General features: G+C 33.5%; 14 protein-coding genes. 8 read left to right on the top strand and 6 right to left on the bottom strand.

The window, feature by feature from the left end; all coding sequences use genetic code 11:
* The 3 genes from BC962_RS15710 to BC962_RS15700 form a co-directional block, all read left to right on the top strand.
* Positions 1-3,258 (top strand): HYR domain-containing protein (locus BC962_RS15710; protein ID WP_121346982.1); only part of this gene is annotated, 3,258 nt, incomplete at its 5' end.
* Positions 3,259-3,268: 10 nt separating this feature from the next.
* The gene (locus BC962_RS15705) at positions 3,269-4,183 is read left to right on the top strand and encodes a PorP/SprF family type IX secretion system membrane protein (protein ID WP_121346981.1); all 915 of its coding nucleotides are present in this window, start codon (positions 3,269-3,271) and stop codon (positions 4,181-4,183) included.
* A 16-nt stretch (positions 4,184-4,199) separates the two neighbouring features.
* Entirely contained in the window at positions 4,200-6,086 is a 1,887-nt protein-coding gene (locus BC962_RS15700) for an OmpA family protein (protein WP_121346980.1), read from the top strand.
* A gap of 425 nt (positions 6,087-6,511) precedes the next feature.
* Here the strand turns inward: BC962_RS15700 and BC962_RS15695 are convergent, their stop codons facing one another.
* The 5 genes from BC962_RS15695 to pyrR all read right to left on the bottom strand — a co-directional run bounded on the left by BC962_RS15695 (position 6,512) and on the right by pyrR (position 10,022).
* Positions 6,512-7,018, bottom strand: coding sequence for a CAP domain-containing protein (locus BC962_RS15695; protein WP_121346979.1), 507 nt, complete (start codon positions 7,016-7,018; stop codon positions 6,512-6,514).
* Positions 7,019-7,191: 173 nt separating this feature from the next.
* Positions 7,192-8,097, bottom strand: coding sequence for a ribonuclease Z (locus BC962_RS15690; protein ID WP_121346978.1), 906 nt, complete (start codon positions 8,095-8,097; stop codon positions 7,192-7,194).
* Between the two features lie 55 nt (positions 8,098-8,152).
* Positions 8,153-8,485: a ribonuclease Z gene (locus tag BC962_RS15685; protein ID WP_121346977.1), complete on the bottom strand. Its 333-nt coding sequence runs from the start codon at positions 8,483-8,485 to the stop codon at positions 8,153-8,155.
* Between the two features lie 26 nt (positions 8,486-8,511).
* Entirely contained in the window at positions 8,512-9,441 is a 930-nt protein-coding gene (locus tag BC962_RS15680) for an aspartate carbamoyltransferase catalytic subunit (RefSeq protein WP_121346976.1), read from the bottom strand.
* The gene (gene pyrR, locus BC962_RS15675) at positions 9,438-10,022 is read right to left on the bottom strand and encodes a bifunctional pyr operon transcriptional regulator/uracil phosphoribosyltransferase PyrR (RefSeq protein WP_121346975.1); all 585 of its coding nucleotides are present in this window, start codon (positions 10,020-10,022) and stop codon (positions 9,438-9,440) included. The genes BC962_RS15680 and pyrR overlap by 4 nt, the downstream gene beginning before the upstream one ends.
* Before the next feature lie 179 nt (positions 10,023-10,201).
* On the opposite strand from pyrR, the gene BC962_RS15670 reads away from it, so the two are divergent.
* From BC962_RS15670 to BC962_RS15650, 5 genes are all read left to right on the top strand, one after another.
* Positions 10,202-11,377 carry an MFS transporter gene (locus BC962_RS15670; RefSeq protein ID WP_121346974.1) on the top strand — a complete coding sequence of 392 codons (1,176 nt, stop codon included), beginning with the start codon at positions 10,202-10,204 and terminating at the stop codon, positions 11,375-11,377.
* A 139-nt stretch (positions 11,378-11,516) separates the two neighbouring features.
* Positions 11,517-11,996, top strand: coding sequence for a hypothetical protein (locus BC962_RS15665; protein ID WP_121346973.1), 480 nt, complete (start codon positions 11,517-11,519; stop codon positions 11,994-11,996).
* Positions 11,997-12,234: 238 nt separating this feature from the next.
* A complete protein-coding gene (locus tag BC962_RS15660; RefSeq protein WP_121346972.1) occupies positions 12,235-12,651 on the top strand; it encodes a response regulator in 417 nt (138 codons plus the stop codon).
* 73 nt (positions 12,652-12,724) lie between these two features.
* Positions 12,725-15,823 carry a PAS domain S-box protein gene (locus BC962_RS15655; RefSeq protein ID WP_121346971.1) on the top strand — a complete coding sequence of 1,033 codons (3,099 nt, stop codon included), beginning with the start codon at positions 12,725-12,727 and terminating at the stop codon, positions 15,821-15,823.
* Complete coding sequence (locus BC962_RS15650; RefSeq protein ID WP_121346970.1) at positions 15,816-16,214, top strand: response regulator; 399 nt, start codon at positions 15,816-15,818, stop codon at positions 16,212-16,214. Before BC962_RS15655 ends, BC962_RS15650 begins: the two co-directional genes overlap by 8 nt.
* An 86-nt stretch (positions 16,215-16,300) precedes the next feature.
* Here the strand turns inward: BC962_RS15650 and rpsA are convergent, their stop codons facing one another.
* Positions 16,301-18,127 (bottom strand): 30S ribosomal protein S1, encoded by a 1,827-nt coding sequence (gene rpsA / locus BC962_RS15645; RefSeq protein WP_121346969.1) that lies wholly within the window; start codon positions 18,125-18,127, stop codon positions 16,301-16,303.
* Positions 18,128-18,138 lie beyond the last annotated feature (11 nt).

The raw sequence follows: 18,138 nt of genomic DNA, 5'->3' as shown, positions 1-18,138 counted from the left end.
CAAGAGCTAACTTGTACTACTACTTCGGTAACTCTGGATGCGTCATCTTCCACTGCGGATGGTGAGTTTACGTACCTATGGAGCAATGGATCTACAGATTCTTCTATATTAGTATCTGATGCTGGTGATTATTCTGTAACTATTACTGGTGAAAACGGATGTTCCGATAAGGCTTCAGTAGAAGTTATTTTAATTCCTGACACGGAAGATCCAGTTCTTTCAGAAATGCTAAGTATTGAAGTAGAAACAGATATCAACGAATGTGGTGCTGTAATTACATTCTTTGCTCCTACTGCAACAGACAACTGTGAGGGAACTGTGGTAACTTTAAATGAAGGAAGCCTTGCTTCTGGAAGTGAATTCCCTGTAGGAACTACAACTGTAACCTATACCGCAACCGATTTAGCAGGAAATACTTCTACAGTATCCTTTGATGTGATCGTAACAGATAACCAGGATCCATTAATAGCTTGCCCTGCAAATTTAACTCAAACAACAGAAGTGGGTGAAAGTTTTGGAATTGTGAATTTTGGAAATGCAACAGCAACCGATAATTGTGATGTGATAGTAGAACAAACTGCTGGTTTACCTACAGGAAGTCAATTCCCAATTGGCGTATCTACTGTAGAATTTACTGCAACTGATGCTTCTGGAAATACAAGCACTTGTAGCTTTACAATTACAATTACAGATGAAGAACCACCTACAATTTTATGTCCTGCTAATATCGATATGGATGTAGACCAAGGAATATGTGGTGCAGTGGTAACTTTTGAAACTCCAATAGCAACAGATAATTCTAATTTTGAAGTAACTATAACTCAAACCGCAGGACCTACCTCAGGGGAAGTATTCCCGGTAGGAACTACAACCGTAACATTTACTGCAACGGATTCAGCTGGTAATTCAGCTTCATGTAGCTTCGATGTAACAGTTAATGACACAGAGGATCCAATATTTGAAACTGTAGCTGATATTAATGTAAATACAGATGTAGACACTTGTGGCGCAGTAGTTACTTTCTCTGCTCCTACTGCAACAGACAACTGTGAGGGAACTGTAGTAACACTAAACGAAGGAAACTTGGTTTCTGGAAGTGAATTCCCTGTGGGAACTACAACAGTGACTTACACTGCTACAGATGTTGCTGGAAATACTTCTTCTGTATCCTTTAATGTGATCGTAACAGATAATGAAGATCCTACAATAACTTGTCCTTCAGCTATAATTACTACCACCGAAAGTGGCGAGAGTTATGCGATAGTTAATTTTGAAGATGCAACTGCTACAGATAATTGTAGTGTAACAGTAGAACAAACTGCTGGTTTACCTTCAGGAAGTCAATTCCCAATAGGAGAATCTACAGTAGAATTCACTGCTACAGATGCTTCTGGAAATACTTCTACTTGTACGGTTACTATTATTGTAGAAGATAACGAACCACCAGTAATTGTTTGTCCTACAAATATAGACATGAATGTTGATGCTGGAATTTGTGGAGCGGTTGTTTCTTTTGAAATGCCATCTGCTTCAGATAATTCAGGATTAGATGTAACTGTAAGTCAAACTGCAGGTCCTGCTTCGGGTGAAATATTCCCAGTAGGAACTACAACGGTGACTTTCACTGCTATTGATGCCGCTGGTAATGCAGCTTCATGTAGCTTCGATGTAACAGTTAATGACACAGAGGATCCAATATTTGAAACTGTAGCTGATATTAATGTAGATACAGATGTAGATGTTTGTGGCGCAGTAGTTACTTTCTCTGCTCCTACTGCAACAGACAACTGTGATGGAACTGTGGTAACATTAAATGAAGGAAGTCTTGCTTCTGGAAGTGAATTCCCTATAGGAACTACAACAGTGACATACACAGCAACAGATGCTGCTGGAAATACTTCAACAGTAAGCTTTAACGTAATTGTAACAGACAACCAAGATCCTACAATTGCTTGTCCTGTAAATATTATAACTACAAATACTGTAGGTCAGGATTATGCAGTTGTAAATTATACGGAAGTTACTGCAATAGATAATTGTGGAGTTACTATAGAAAGAACAACTGGACTAGCATCTGGAGAACAATTTCCAATAGGAACCACAGTAGTAACTCATGTAGCAACAGATGCTTCCGGGAATACATCTGTATGTAGCTTTACCGTGTTTGTTAAAGGAAGTCCTATTGCTGTGGATGATACAGCAAGCACTAATGAAGATACTTCGGTAGTAATACCTGTTTTAAATAACGATTCAGATCCTGAAGGAGATCCACTTACAATCATTAATACAACTACCCCATCTAATGGAATAGTTGTAATAAATGAAGATGGAACAATAACATATACTCCTAATTCAGACTATAATGGAGAAGATTCTTTTGAATACACTATATCCGATGGAAACGGTGGTACCGATACTGCTATAGTTATTATTACTGTAAACCCGGTAGATGATTCCCCTCCTGCTCCACCAACCACTTCGATTATTCAACCAACTTGTGAGAACCCAACTGGTACTATTACAGTTCAAACTATGGAAGGTTTAACCTATAGTATTAATGGTGTAGATTATCAAGAAAGCGGAGTGTTTAGCGATTTGGCACCAGGAACCTATGAGGTAACTGCTCAATCGGGTGACAATTTAACATCAGAAATCACCATAGTAACCTTGAACGAACCTGTAGCCATAGAAATTGAAACTATCACGGCTGTATCACAATGTTACGATGGAGGTACTTTTGATTTATTCGACCTACTAGTTGGAGTGTTTGACAGAACTGGTAGATGGGAGAATCCTAATTCAGTTGGATCTTTGGAAGGTAGTATTTTAGACCTGAGTTCCTTTGAGAATGATCTTGGAACATATACTTTCAATTATATAATATCTGGAAGTTGTCCTTCTACTACAGAAGTACAGTTAACCATAGATGATTCTTGTATCGTATTGGCTTGTAGCCTAGATGATATTAAGGACAGCATCTCTAAGGCTGTAACGCCAAATGGAGATGGATTTAACGACTTCTTTAAAATTGGAGTTGATCTTGATTGTGGATTTACATTCAACGTGAAGATCTTTAATAGATGGGGAGCAGAAATCTATACCATGAGAAATTACCAAAACAACTGGGATGGGTACTCTGATAAATCATTTACAAGTTCGAACCAATTACCTTCGGGAACCTACTACTATATCATCGAAATTAATGGTGCAGGTAGTTTAGGCCCAATTCAAGGATACATCTACTTAGGAACTAAATAAAGCTATAAACATGAAAAACTTCTATATCCTTATAACGATATTTTTTGTTGGTCTCTTTACATCAAATGCTCAGCAATTACCACAGTTCACGCAATATATGTACAATACCATATCTATAAATCCTGCCTATGCAGGAAGCAGAGATGGATTTTCATTAACTGCTTTGAACAGAAATCAATGGGCAGGCTTAAGTGGAGGTCCAGTGACACAAACCTTGTCTATGCATGCACCACTTAACAATGAAAAAGTGGGACTTGGTCTCTCTGTAATAAATGACAAAGCAGGTTATGAGAAATACACCTATCTATATGCGGATTTCTCTTATACCATAAATGTAAGTGAAGACGTGACTTTGGCTTTTGGTTTAAAAGGAGGAGCCAGTTATTATGATCTAGATGAAGATCTCTTTGTTGAACCTTCTATATTAAGCGATCCTTTCTTTAATGATCAATTTAATAAATGGACTCCGAATTTTGGTGCAGGTGTATATTTATCATCTCAGAAATGGTACATGGGATTATCTGCTCCAAAGATTATTAATAATGATAATAACGACTTTAGTGATTATGTAGCACTAGAACAGGTACATTATTATTTAACTGGAGGATATGTATTTGATATGAGTGACGATTGGAAACTTCGGCCATCTGCCCTTGTTAAGGCAACAAAAGGTGCTCCTCTATCCTTTGATATGTCTGGAACAGTTATATATGATGAAAAACTCTACTTAGGAGCAACATATAGATTAGACGATGCTGTAGGTGCTTATGCCGATTTCCAGATCTTACCATCCTTACGAGTAGGATATGCTTACGAATATTCAATTTCAGATCTAAGACCTTATACTTCCGGATCTCATGAGATTCTATTGATTTTCGAACTTAGATCCAAGAATACTAAATACAAATCTCCAAGATTTTTCTAACATAAATAAAACTATTATGAAGAATTTCAACTACTTAATACTTCTACTATTCATTGGAAATAGTTTTATGGCTTCCGCACAAAATGGGAAGCAAAAAAAAGCCGATCGTCTGTACGATGATCTTGCATACATTGAAGCTGTAGATATTTACAAAGAACTTATTGAAAAGGATTTTAATACTACCTATAACCAAAGTAAACTTGGAGATAGCTATCTTAAATTAAGCAGCCCAGAAAATGCAGTATTTTACTATGCTGAAGCGGTTAAAGACACAAGTATTTCTCCTGAATACTATTTTAAGTATGCTCAAGCTTTAAGAGGAGTTAAAAGATATGATGAATCTAAGGAATGGCTAAAAAAATATAGCACTGCGGGAAAGAATAAAGCAGAAGTAGATGAATTACTTTCTAAAGATATAGCTGACTTTAAAATTAAGGAGAATTACATCTTAGATAAAGTTAATTTTAATTCTGGATACAGCGATTTTAGTGCTTATGAACATGATGGAGTTACTTACCTAGTATCTGCAAGAGATGGAGGAATGTCCAAAAAGAATAAAGTATACTCTTGGAATGGGGAACCATTTTTAGATGTTTATCAATTAAATGCTAATTCAGAAACTGTTTCCTCAGTCTCCGGAGATATAAATACCGTCTTGCATGAAGGTCCACTTACTATTACTAAGGATGGTAAATACATGTATTTTACAAGAAACAATTATTTAAATAATAAAGAAGGTAAAAAACTAAAGGATCAAACTAATAATTTAAAATTATATAGAGCTACAAATATTAATAATTCCTGGAGTGATGTTATAGAACTTCCATTTAATAATAATGAATACTCTGTAGGAAATCCAAGTTTATCTACAGACGGTAAAACTTTATATTTTGTTTCTGATATGCCAAATGGTTTTGGTGGGGCAGATCTATATAAAGTGGATATAATGGAAAACAATATGTTTGGAAATCCCGTGAATTTGGGAAATAAGATAAATACTTCTTTAGATGAATCTTTTCCTTTTATGGCCAAAGATTCTATACTATATTTCTCTTCCAATGGACATGCTGGATTTGGTTTAATGGATATTTTTAAAATAGATCTTTCTAAACCTTCTATGGAAGTTATCAATATTGGAGAACCAGTAAATAGTAACCTAGATGATTTTGCTTATTTTCAAAAATCAGATAGCAATTTGGGATATTTTGCATCTAATCGTGAAGGCGGTGTGGGAAGTGACGATATTTATGGCTTTAATTTATTAAAAACATTGATCTTAAAGGGTCAAGTTACAGATAAGATAAATGGCGAACCGATCCCGAATGCTACTATCCGATTATTTACTTCAGAGAATAAACAAATTGCTTTCTTAGAAACCGATAAGGATGGGAATTACGAACAAGAAATCAATAGAAATGTTAAATATCCTATTGAAGCTAAACATATAGAATACAAAGAAAAGACAGGTATAGTAGATGCTAATAATACCGATGATTTAGAGGAACTTATCTATAATATTGAATTAGATCCTATTGAAGATGTAGAGTATTTAGCTGAAATTAATAATATCTACTTTGATTTTGATAAATCTAATATAAGATCTGATGCCGCAAAAGAATTGGATAAACTTGTTAATTTAATGAACAATAAATATCCGGAACTTGTAATTAAAATTGGTTCTCATACAGACAAGCGAGGTACTAATGAATATAATGAAGCATTGGCTAAAAGAAGAGCACAAGCTACTTACGATTATTTAGTAGCTAATGGAGTGGCTGCAGAGCGTATTAACGCACATGAAGGTTTTGGGGAAAGAGAACCTGCAATCCCATGTGATTCATGCAGTAAGGAAGAGCATCAACTTAATAGAAGATCTATGTTTAGTGTTGTTAAAATGAACTAAATCTCATTAAAATACACATAAGCGCCCAGATAGTAAAATACTATCTGGGCGTTTTCGAATAATTAGTTTTAGTTGGAGAGTGCGGTTTCTTTAATAAATCAATTAAAAATAAAATACTCCCTTTCAATAGAGTATAGTCAAAAGACAGATGATTATGATTATTTCTGACTTATAGTTTATAAGAGGTCACTAACAAAGAACAGGCTAGTAGCCCCAACTAATATAATTCTCATATTAAAGATGGTTTTAATTGAATACTAAATAGATAGAAGCTGCATTGAAATTTTACCACCTGGAATTAAAATTTATATTAAATTAAAAAAACCCCCATCCAAATATAATTGAATGGGGGTTTTTCCGATTTTTTGTAGGGTGTTCAAAATTTATGCTTTAAACAATACACATCAGGGTAAACTAATTTATGATTATCTTCTCATAAAAATATTAGTGAAATAATTTTTGCCGTTTTTATCCTTATCTACTGAAATTCCAAAGTGAGTAAAATTACCTTCTATATTTACTCTATGCCCTTCACTGGCAATCCAAGCTTTTACAACAGCATCTGCATTTCCATATCCAAAAGCAACATTTTCTGCTACTGCCTTAGCTCCTACATTAGATACTAAATTACTATAACGAACATTAAAGTTGTCGTGATTTACCACTTCGTTACTAGTCATATAAATAGTATGATCGTCTGCTTGGAAAGTTACTTCATCTACTCTTGAAAGCGCTTTCATCCCAATACTTTCTCTGTACTTGTTCACACCATTTAGAATTTCAGATTCTAATGAAGTATAAGTTATAGAATTAGCAAGGTTAACAGTTTTTAGTTGTGCCTCATTTTCTGGAATAGTACTGTCTTTAGAGCAAGATGCAAACGTAAGAATACAAGCAAAAACAAGACAAAATTGTTTTGTATAGTTCAACATAATAAGTAGGTTAAGCGATTTGGTATAGCCAAAATACAAATAAAATCGATTAAATACACTCTTGCTCAGTGAGTTAATTGATTTTATGGTAATTTTAACATATATTGTACGTTAAATCCTACTTATTTGATTAGATTAAAATTTTTGTGTGTAAGAAAATTTGATTTTATTCGTTAAAAGGTAAAAATCTTACCATCATCGGCTAATTCCACATTCGAGAATTCACTAAGTGCCTCTTCCTTAAATAATTGAATGTTTGGATATCTTGTGGAAAAATGGCCAAGAATTAATTTCCCAACGTTTGCTTCCTTTGCTATTAGAGCAGCTTGGATAGCGGTTGAATGTTTTGTTGGTGCAGCTAGTTCTCTATTTACCTCAAGAAAGGTAGATTCGTGATATAGAATACTTGTATTCTTAATTTGAGAGATCATTTCCGGGTAATAGGCTGTATCACTACAAAAGGCATAGCTCATAGGTTTTGCTGGTGGTCCAGTTACCAAATGATTTGGTATGATCTCACCATCATTGGATTCTACATCTTTTCCCATTTTTACACTTTGATATAAAGAGACGTCAATGTTATACTTCATGATCTCATTAATCAAAAGCTTTCTTGGCCCCGGCTTTTCTTTAAACAAAAATCCGTTTGTATAAATTCTATGATCTAATGGAATAGTTTCTACACTAACCTTTTCATCTTCAAAAAGCAACTCTGGGCTTTTACTATCTAACTCATGAAATAGCAAGGGATAATTTGTCCAGGATTTGGATAATTTTAATTGTAAGGTAATTATTTCCTTTATACCCTTAGGACCATAGACATGTAGTTCAGACTCCCTATTTAACAATCGAAAGGTAGAAATAAGACCTACCAGTCCAAAACAATGGTCCCCGTGTAAATGAGAAATGAAAATATGTTTTATCCGTGAAAATTTGATCTTATTCCGGCGTAATTCAACTTGGGTACCTTCTCCACAATCTATTAAGAATAAATGATTATTTATTTCTAAAACCTGAGAGGTAGGATTTGTGAAAGTTCTTGGGGTCGCTGCATAACAACCTAATATTGTTAATTTCATACTATGTTTTTATGTCCTTGCGATTAAACAAAGAAGCCCAATAAATTTATTTTTATTAAAAACCTAGTTCTCTTTCTAAATCGTCCATTTTAATTATATCTCCCGCCTCTTGGAGACTAGGAACTACAATTAATTCATCTGGAATCACATCTATAGAAAGATTGGAATTTACAATTACAAAAGATTTTTTTTCTGCTCTATGTATATTAGAAATTTCCAAAAACAGTAGAGCATCTTTCAGTTCAAAATTTGGAAAATCACGAAGGTCTATCACTACATTATCGTCTCTATAATCTATATAGTTTTCAGTGATTTTCTCTGCAAAATTTATAAGATTATGCTCACTATCCTTTAGAATAATATATCCTTCTTTTCGTATAATTTTCATCTTTGATCTTTTAATCTACTATAAACTTATCGATTTATTTTTGAAGCTAAAAGGTAAATAACGGCCATTCTTACTGCCACACCATTTTGAACTTGATCTAATATTATAGCCTGTTTAGAATCGGCTACATCACTTGTTATCTCCACTCCCCTATTTATTGGTCCCGGGTGCATTACCACAATTTGTTTATTAAGGGAATCTAATATTTGTTTGTTTAGTCCAAATTGCTGTGTATATTCCCTTGTAGTTGGGAAATAACTAATTTCCATTCTTTCATTTTGGACTCTTAGCATATTGGCAACATCACACCATTCTAAAGCCTTTACAAGATTGGTTTCTACACTTACCCCTAAAGATTCAATATACTTCGGAATTAAGGTTTTGGGACCGCACACCTTTACTTCAGCGCCCTGCATTTTCAATGCGAAAATATTAGAAAGCGCAACTCTACTGTGTTTAATATCTCCTACGATTAAAACTTTTTTACCCTTTACTTCCCCTAATTTTTCACGAATAGAATAACTATCCAATAAAGCTTGAGTAGGATGTTCATGTGTTCCATCTCCAGCATTTATAATGCTTGCATCTACATGCTTAGATAAAAAAATCCCAGCCCCAGGATTGGGATGTCTCATCACCACCATATCCACTTTCATGGCAAGAATATTATTTACTGTGTCTATTAGGGTTTCCCCTTTTTTTACTGAAGAAGAAGCTGCTGAGAAGTTAATCACATCTGCGCTTAGTCTTTTTTCGGCAAGTTCAAAAGAGAGTCTAGTGCGGGTACTGTTTTCGAAGAATAAATTTGCAATGGTAATATCACGTAAAGAAGGAACCTTTTTAATTGGTCTATTGATCACTTCTTTAAAATGATCTGCAGTTTTAAAGATCAGGTCTATATCTTCTTTCTTAAGATATTTAATTCCTAATAAGTGATTTACACTTAATTCGCTCATTTAGTATCTTTTTTCTGTGGAATTACTTCCTGTTCAATTTTCGCAGTTGGTAACAGATAGACCGCATCTTCTCCATGTACCTCTTTCCAATGCACTTTTACTTGTTCATCGTTAATTGCATCTACTTGTCTCCCGTTATAATCCGGTTGAATTGGTAAATGTCTACTAAATCTTCTATCTATAAGTGTAAGCAATTCTATTTCTTTAGGTCTTCCAAAAGATTGAATTGCTGTTAATGCTGAACGTATACTTCGCCCGGTGTAGAGCACATCATCTATAAAGATCACTTGTTTATCTTCAACAATAAAATCGATCTTGGTTTTATTAGCTTCCAAAGGTTTGGTGCTTCTTCTGAAATCATCTCTATAAAACGTAATATCGAGCTGACCATATTCTATATCCTTAATCCCATATTCTTCTTCTAATAATTGAATAATCCTATTCGCTAAGAATATCCCACGAGGTTGTATCCCAATGATTACAGTATTTTCAAAATTTGGATGATTTTCTACCAACTGGCAAGCCAAACGACGAAGAATAATGTTGATCTCTTTAGAATTAAGCAACATTTTTTGACTCATATTAGAAACTGATGATGTTTGGGAAACAAAAGTAAGATTTTTTTTGATTAAAGAAAGTATAGTTCATAATCGATCTCGTGTATATGACTTACTTTTACTTCTGTTCTAAATTCATAAGAAGGGTTGAAATATACTTCTAGTTAATTTGATACATTTACTCCCAATCTTTCTTATCCTGAATGAAAAGCATCAGATTTATAATATTTATAATTGTATTGGCTCAGTTCTGTTGTACCTCTTTATGGTTTGCAACAAATGCAGTTTTAGGAGAACTACTATTAGATTTTCAATTAAATGAAAACGCCTTAGAACATTTAACCTCTGCAGTACAATTTGGTTTTATAATAGGAACTCTTCTTTTTGCGCTTTTTTCTATTGCCGATAGATTCTCACCTTCCAAAGTATTTTTTATTTGCGCACTACTAGGTGCTTGTATTAATGCAATAACCATATTAGAATCTAATAATTTCTTTAGTCTTCTATTGATAAGATTCTCCAGTGGTTTTTTCTTAGCAGGAATTTATCCGGTAGGAATGAAAATAGCATCAGATTATAGTGATAAAGGTTTAGGAAAGGCACTAGGGTTTTTGGTAGGAGCTTTAGTATTAGGAACTGCATTTCCTCATTTATTAAATGGTCTATTTGTTCAGATTTCCTGGCACGCGGTAATAGTAACCACCTCCTTAATAGCGTTATTTGGAGGGCTTCTAATTTTATTATTTGTTCCCAATGGTCCTTACAGAAAAAGAAACAATAAACCTGCCTTTAAAACCGGAATACTAATTTTCCAAAATCCAAAATTGAGAACGGCCGCTTTGGGATATTTCGGACATATGTGGGAGTTATATTCGTTTTGGGCTTTTGTCCCAATTATTCTTACAACATACTTTAGATTACATAAATCTATATCTCCAAATATATCTTTATACTCCTTTATTATTATTGGAGTTGGAGGATTGGCATGTGTAATAGGTGGTTTTCTAAGTAGCAAATATGGTGAAAAAAGAATTGCTCGAATAGCATTGTTATTATCTGGAATTTGCTGCCTTTTATCCCCTTTTCTCTTTCATATAGATTCTAGTTTAATCTTTATAGGATTTCTTGTTTTTTGGGGGATGGTAGTGGTGGCAGACTCTCCATTATTTTCCACTTTGGTAGCGCAAAATACTCCAGCAGAATATAGAGCTACCTCACTGACTCTGGTGAATAGCATAGGCTTTGCAATAACGATTATAAGTATTCAATGTATTTCTCTTGCGAGTAATTATTTAGATCCAAAATTTCTATATTTAATTTTGGCGATTGGACCCATTGTAGGAGTTCTTGCATTATATCGAAAGAAGAGCCTTAGTTAAAAAATAGATTCAAAAGGAAAAAGCAAAAACCTTTTAATAATTAAGAGATAAAATCTAATTTCTTAAGTCCACAATAGAAAAAATTCAGGTTTTGGCAGCAAACTAACTGAATATTAAATAAAATTAAAACATAGTAAGCATGAAGGTTGCAAGTATTAAGGAGCTTAAAGATGAACTTGGACATAGATCTAAAGAAGAACTATTAAGTTTTTGCTTACAGCTGTCTAAATTTAAAAAGGAGAATAAAGAATTACTCACATATGTGTTATTTGATTCTACAGATGAAGAAGAATATATCGCACAAATAAAACAGGAAGTAGAGATTCAATTCAGTCTGATTAACAAGAAAAATTTCTACCTCATAAAAAAGAGTGTAAGGAAAATCCTTAAAATGATTAAAAAATATATACGGTATTCCAAAAAAAAGGAGACTGAGGTAGAACTATTATTGTTCTTTTGCGAACAATTAGCAGATTTCTCCCCTTCAATTAAACGAAATACCACTTTATTAAACTTATACAATAGGCAATTGCTTCTAGTAAAAAAAGGAATTACATTGTTACATGAAGATCTTCAGTATGATTATGAACTGGAACTTCAAGAGCTAAGTCTGAAATAGAAATAAAAATTTTAATGATTTTCAACTTTACTAAACTCGCTCTCCCTAAAAAAATCATTTGTAGAATCTAACTGAAGTATTACAAATAGCTTTAAACTAAGTTTAAACTTTTATCATCAGATTCCGCGAAATTTTCTAAATTGCTACAACATTTTATTTCAACAATCTTTATTAACAATAGATTCCCAAATCTTTTGAACTTCTAAGGTGTTAAAATACCTTATTAAAAAGACACTTTATGAAAAAAAAATTAAACTGTATATTATTAGTTGATGATGATTTACCTACCAATTTCATCAATGAAAGAGTTTTAAAAAAAATTGATTGCACTGAGAAAATAATTGCTGTACAAGGTGGATTTGAAGCTTTAGAATATTTAAAATCTACCGATAAAGAAACAAATCCCCAACCAGATCTCATCTTTTTAGATATTAATATGCCAGGAATGAATGGCTGGGAATTTCTAGAAAATTATAGTCATTTAGAAGAGGTACAAAAAAGTAAAGCTATTGTGGTAATGCTTACCACTTCTCTCAACCCAGATGAACGAGATAGAGCAAAGGAAATTCCGCAAATTTCAGGATTTCTAAACAAACCATTATTTATTGATGGAGTAAAAGAGATACTTGAGCAAAAATTTCCTGAGTACGTCTAACAGATAGGTCCAAACCCTGAATTAAGGTATAATAACTTAATTCTTTTTAATTGAAGTTTGAAACCCCATAATCATGACAATTTTAAAAAAATCCCTTTATAATATAATTCGTGAGGAAGAGGCTATTTTTAATTTTATAGAGGATTTTACATTATATGGATATTGGTATATAGAATTAGAAAACACCAATAATATCTATATAGACCAAAAGCTATTAAATTTATTAGGTTTTGATTCTTCGTTTTCAAGAGATAAATCTTTATCTACCAATAAAATATTAAAGAATAAAGAATCTGAAAGGGTGATCCTTGCTATAAAAAATCACTTTACAGATTACTCAACCCCTGTAAAATTAAAAGTTGCATATACTCACAAAACTGGCCAAGAAATCAGTTTTCATTGCAAAGCACTTGCAGTAAAAAATTCAGAAAATAGTATCACTGCGGTAATTGTAGGGAACACCTCTTTTGTAAATGGTCATGAAGTTAGTTTGGAGGAACAACTAAATGTAAAACGACTAAAACGTATTATTGCTAGTACTAATATTGGCACCTGGGAATGGAATGTTCAAACCGGAGAAACTATATTTAATGAAAAATGGGCAAATATTCTAGGATATACTCTAGAGGAACTTCAACCTATTAGCATGGAAACTTGGGAGAAATTTGCTCATCCAGAGGACCACGAACGCTCTAATAAGTTATTAGATGAGCACTTTCTAGGGGAAACCGAATATTATGTAATAGAATCCAGGTTTAAAAATAAAGCAGGGGGATGGATTTGGGTTAAAGATACTGGTAAAGTAGTAAGTTGGACTAAAGATGGTAAACCAGAGTGGATGACCGGAAGCTACCAAGATATTACAGAGCGAAAAGAACATGAATTGCTCTTGGAAAAATATCAAGATCTACTAGAAAGATCCAGTAGGGCTGCAATGATTGGTACTTGGGAGGTAGATCTTCTAAACAATGAAGCTCACTGGAGTAGTGTAACAAAGGAAATACATGAAGTACCGGAGGACTATTCTCCAATAATTTCTGAAGCAATAGACTTCTACCCTTTAGGGATCAATAGAGACACTTTAGAAAAGGCCGTAAATGATGCCATTGTTAATGGTGTGAATTACGATATAGAAGTAGAGATCATCACAGGAAAGGGAAATAGAAAATGGGTTCGGGCAATTGGAATATCAGAATTTAAAAACGGTACATGTCAACGTTTATATGGTCTCTTTCAGGATATTCAAAAGAGAAAAGAAGCTGAGAGATTAAACCACGAAAAACAGACTTTATTAGAAACTATACTTAATAGCATAGATGTAGGGATTGTTTCATGTGATAGAGAAGGGAATTTAACTATGTTTAATAATGCCACAAAGGAATGGCATGGACTACCTGCAGAACCAGTACCGATCTCAGAATTCTCTAATTACTATGGATTATTTCATTTAGATGGAAAAACACCTTTGAAATCAGAGGAAATACCCCTTCTTCAAGCATTATATACCGGTGAGGTAAGTACTAAAGAATTTATTATTTCACCTAAAAAGGGTGAAAAAAGAAATATTGTAGCTGCAGGTTCTCAACTTGTTGGTGAGGACGGTAATGTTTTTGGAGCTGTGGTTGCAATGCACGACATTACAAAAATCAAAAAAACTACACAGCAACTTAAAATTAGCGAAGCTGCTTTTAGAGGTAATTTCGAAAATGCAGCTATTGGAATGGCCATTCTTAACGAAAGTACAGATTGGTTGGAAGTTAACGACCAACTTAGTAGAATTGTAGGTTATACAAGAGAAGAACTATTAAGCTTAAGTGTTTACGACATAACCCCTAAAGAAGATATTGCAGATAATATAGCGGTATTAAGGGAATTTATTGCAGGCACAAAAACTTATCTAAATAATGAACAGAGATTTATTCATAAAAGTGGATCTATTATACATGTAATACTATCGGTATCTGTAGTTAAGAATGAAGATGGAAAACCATTATATTTTATTGGTCAGATCACAGATATTACCCCAAGAAAGATCGCTGCCCAAAAGCTACAGGAAACCTTTGCAAAATTAGAAGGAATATTAGATTCTAGCACCCATGTAAGTATTATAGGAACCGATGTGGATGGTACTATAACAACTTTCAATAGAGGGGCTGAAAATTTATTAGGTTATACTAGAGAAGAAATGGTTGGAAAAGAGTCGCCCGCCATAATTCATCTAAAAAAAGAGATCATCAAGACTGGAGAAGAACTCTCAAAAGAACTAAACAAAAAAATTGAAAATTTCGATATTTTTAGAGCTTTAGCTAATAATGATAATCACGATACAAGGGAATGGACCTATGTTAGAAAAGACGGCGTAAGCTTTCCTGTACAACTAACTGTAACTCCTGTAAAGGACAATGAGAAGATTATTGGGTATCTAGGTGTTGCAGCAGAGATCACCGAAATTAAGCGAGTAGAAAAGGAAATAAAGTCCTTATTAGCAGTTACTAATGATCAAAATGAACGTTTAAAGAATTTTGCTCATATAGTATCTCATAATTTACGTTCCCACTCTGGTAACTTTGATATGCTTCTTACCTTATTTTTACAAGACTATCCTGAAGCAAGTGATAATGAAATTATGAATATGCTAAAAATGGCTTCAGATAATCTAAAGGAAACCATAAGCCATTTAAATGAAGTTGTATTAATTAATACAAATATAGATGACAGTTTAATCCCTATTAATATATTTAAAACAACAGATCAATCCATTCGGAATGTTGCCGGAATAGCAAGTGAGGCTGAAGTAGAGATTATTAATAATATAGACCCTACACTTAATGTATTAGGTTTGCAAGCTTATCTGGATAGCATTATTCTTAATTTTCTGACTAATGGAATTAAATATAGATCTTTGGAAAGAGACTCTTTTGTGAAAATAGATTCAGAAATCGTGGAAGATTATGTGGTAATTAGTATTGAGGATAATGGACTTGGAATAGATCTAAAGAAACATAAAGCAAAAATCTTTGGGATGTATAAAACTTTCCATAAAAATAAAGACTCCCGAGGAATTGGATTATTTATAACTAAGAATCAAATAGAATCTTTAGGCGGTAAGATCGAATTGGAAAGTGAAGTAGATAAAGGAACAATATTTAAATTGTATTTAAAACATGAATAAAATTGATATAGCCTGTATTATAGATGATGATCCTATTTTCGTTTTTGGAGCGAAGAAGATCATGCAATATGCCAATTTCTGTTCGGCATATATGATATTTCATAATGGAGAAGAAGCTCTTATTAACCTCAAATCTGTTATTAAGGCTGGGGAACGATTACCAGATATTATTTTATTAGATCTTAATATGCCTATTATGGATGGATGGGAATTCCTAGATGAATTCACTAAAATTAAAACGTCTAAAAAAATAACTATTTATATAATCACTTCTTCTGTAGATCCCGCAGATGTTGAAAGATCTAAAGAATATGAAAGTGTAAATAATTATATAGTTAAGCCTATAACGCTTGAAGCTCTTCAGGAAATATTGAATGAAAACGCTGCATAAACTTTTGTATTATAGCAAATAAAAAAGCCTCCTTAAATTAAGGAGGCTTTTTCTTTTAAGCTTAAAAAATGAATGAATTTGAAAGACTATGCTTTCCCTTCCATTTTATCTTTCAATGCTTGAAGATCTGCATTAACATCACCAATAGTGGTTTTTTCAGTGTTTTGAGCTGATTTTTTAGCAGCTTGCTTCACGATTTTTTGCTCTTCTTCTTTATGTATAGCCATATGAGAAGCTACCACTCTCTTGAATTCTTTGTTGAATTCAATAATTTGGAACTCCGCAGACTCACCAGCATTAAGTTTCTTACCATCTTCTTTTTCAAGATGACGAGTAGGAACGAATGCAGTAATATCCTCATTAAACTCTATGGTTGCACCTTTGTCAACTATTTCACCTATTTCCGCAGTATGTGTAGTACCTACAGCGAATTCAGTTTCATATTTATCCCAAGGGTTAGACTCAGTTTGTTTGTGACCTAAACTTAATTTACGTCCTTCAACATCTAATTCTAATACAACAACTTCCAACTTATCACCTACATTAGTAAATTCAGATGGATGCTTGATCTTCTTAGTCCAAGAAAGGTCAGAAATATAAATAAGTCCGTCTATTCCTTCTTCCAATTCTACGAATACACCAAAGTTTGTAAAGTTACGTACAATACCTGTGTGCTTAGAACCAACTGGATACTTAGAAGTAATATCTGTCCATGGATCCGCGCTTAATTGCTTAATACCAAGAGACATTTTACGATCATCACGATCTAAAGTTAAGATTTGAGCTTCGATCTCATCCCCTACTTTCACGAAATCCTGAGCTGAACGTAAATGCGTACTCCAAGACATTTCAGAAACGTGAATAAGTCCTTCAACTCCTTCAGCAACTTCAATAAATGCTCCGTAATCTGCAATTACAACTACTTTTCCTTTAACGTTGTCTCCAACTTTAAGGTTTTCGTCTAAAGCTTCCCATGGATGTTTGTGTAATTGTTTTAAACCTAATTGAATTCTAGTCTTAGCTTCATCGAAGTCAAGAATAACAACATTCAATTTCTGGTCTAATTCAACTATTTCGTTTGGATGGTTAATACGAGACCAAGAAAGATCTGTAATGTGAACCAATCCATCAACTCCACCAAGATCTACGAATACACCGTAAGAAGTAATATTCTTAACAGTACCTTCTAATACTTGACCTTTTTCTAGTTGACCAATAATTTCTTTTTTCTGCTCTTCGATATCCGCTTCGATAAGCGCTTTGTGCGATACAACAACATTCTTAAATTCATGGTTGATTTTCACAACTTTGAATTCCATTGTTTTACCTACATAAGCATCGTAATCTCTAATTGGCTTCACGTCTATTTGAGATCCTGGCAAGAATGCCTCAATTCCAAATACATCTACGATCATACCACCTTTAGTACGACATTTAACAAAACCGTTTACGATTAATGCTTCATCATGTGCTTTGTTCACACGATCCCAAGCCATGATCACACGAGCTTTACGGTGAGAAAGGATCAATTGACCTGTAGCGTCTTCACGTACATCAATTAATACTTCAACCTCATCTCCAACTTTAAGATCTGGATTGTAACGGAATTCGTTTAAAGAAATAACTCCTTCACTTTTCGCGTTAATGTCAATAATAGCATCACGATCTGTGATATTAATAACTCTACCAGTAGTTACTTCATCATCTAAAGTATCTACAAAGTTTTCAGCTACTAACTTCTCAAATTCTACTAACTTAGTATCATCTACAGGATCTATTCCTTCTTCGTAGTTGTGCCAGTTAAAGTCTTTTAAGAATTGCTCAGGGTTTTCCTGTTGTGCAGACGGTGCCGCGTGGTTCGAAACTTCAGAGTTAGACTCTTGAACTTCTTGATTTTTTGTTTCTTCAGCCATTGCTGATTGTA

The organism is Gillisia mitskevichiae (assembly GCF_003634585.1).
Taxonomy (GTDB): Bacteria; Bacteroidota; Bacteroidia; order Flavobacteriales; family Flavobacteriaceae; genus Gillisia; species Gillisia mitskevichiae.
This window is presented reverse-complemented; position numbering and strand designations above follow the sequence as displayed.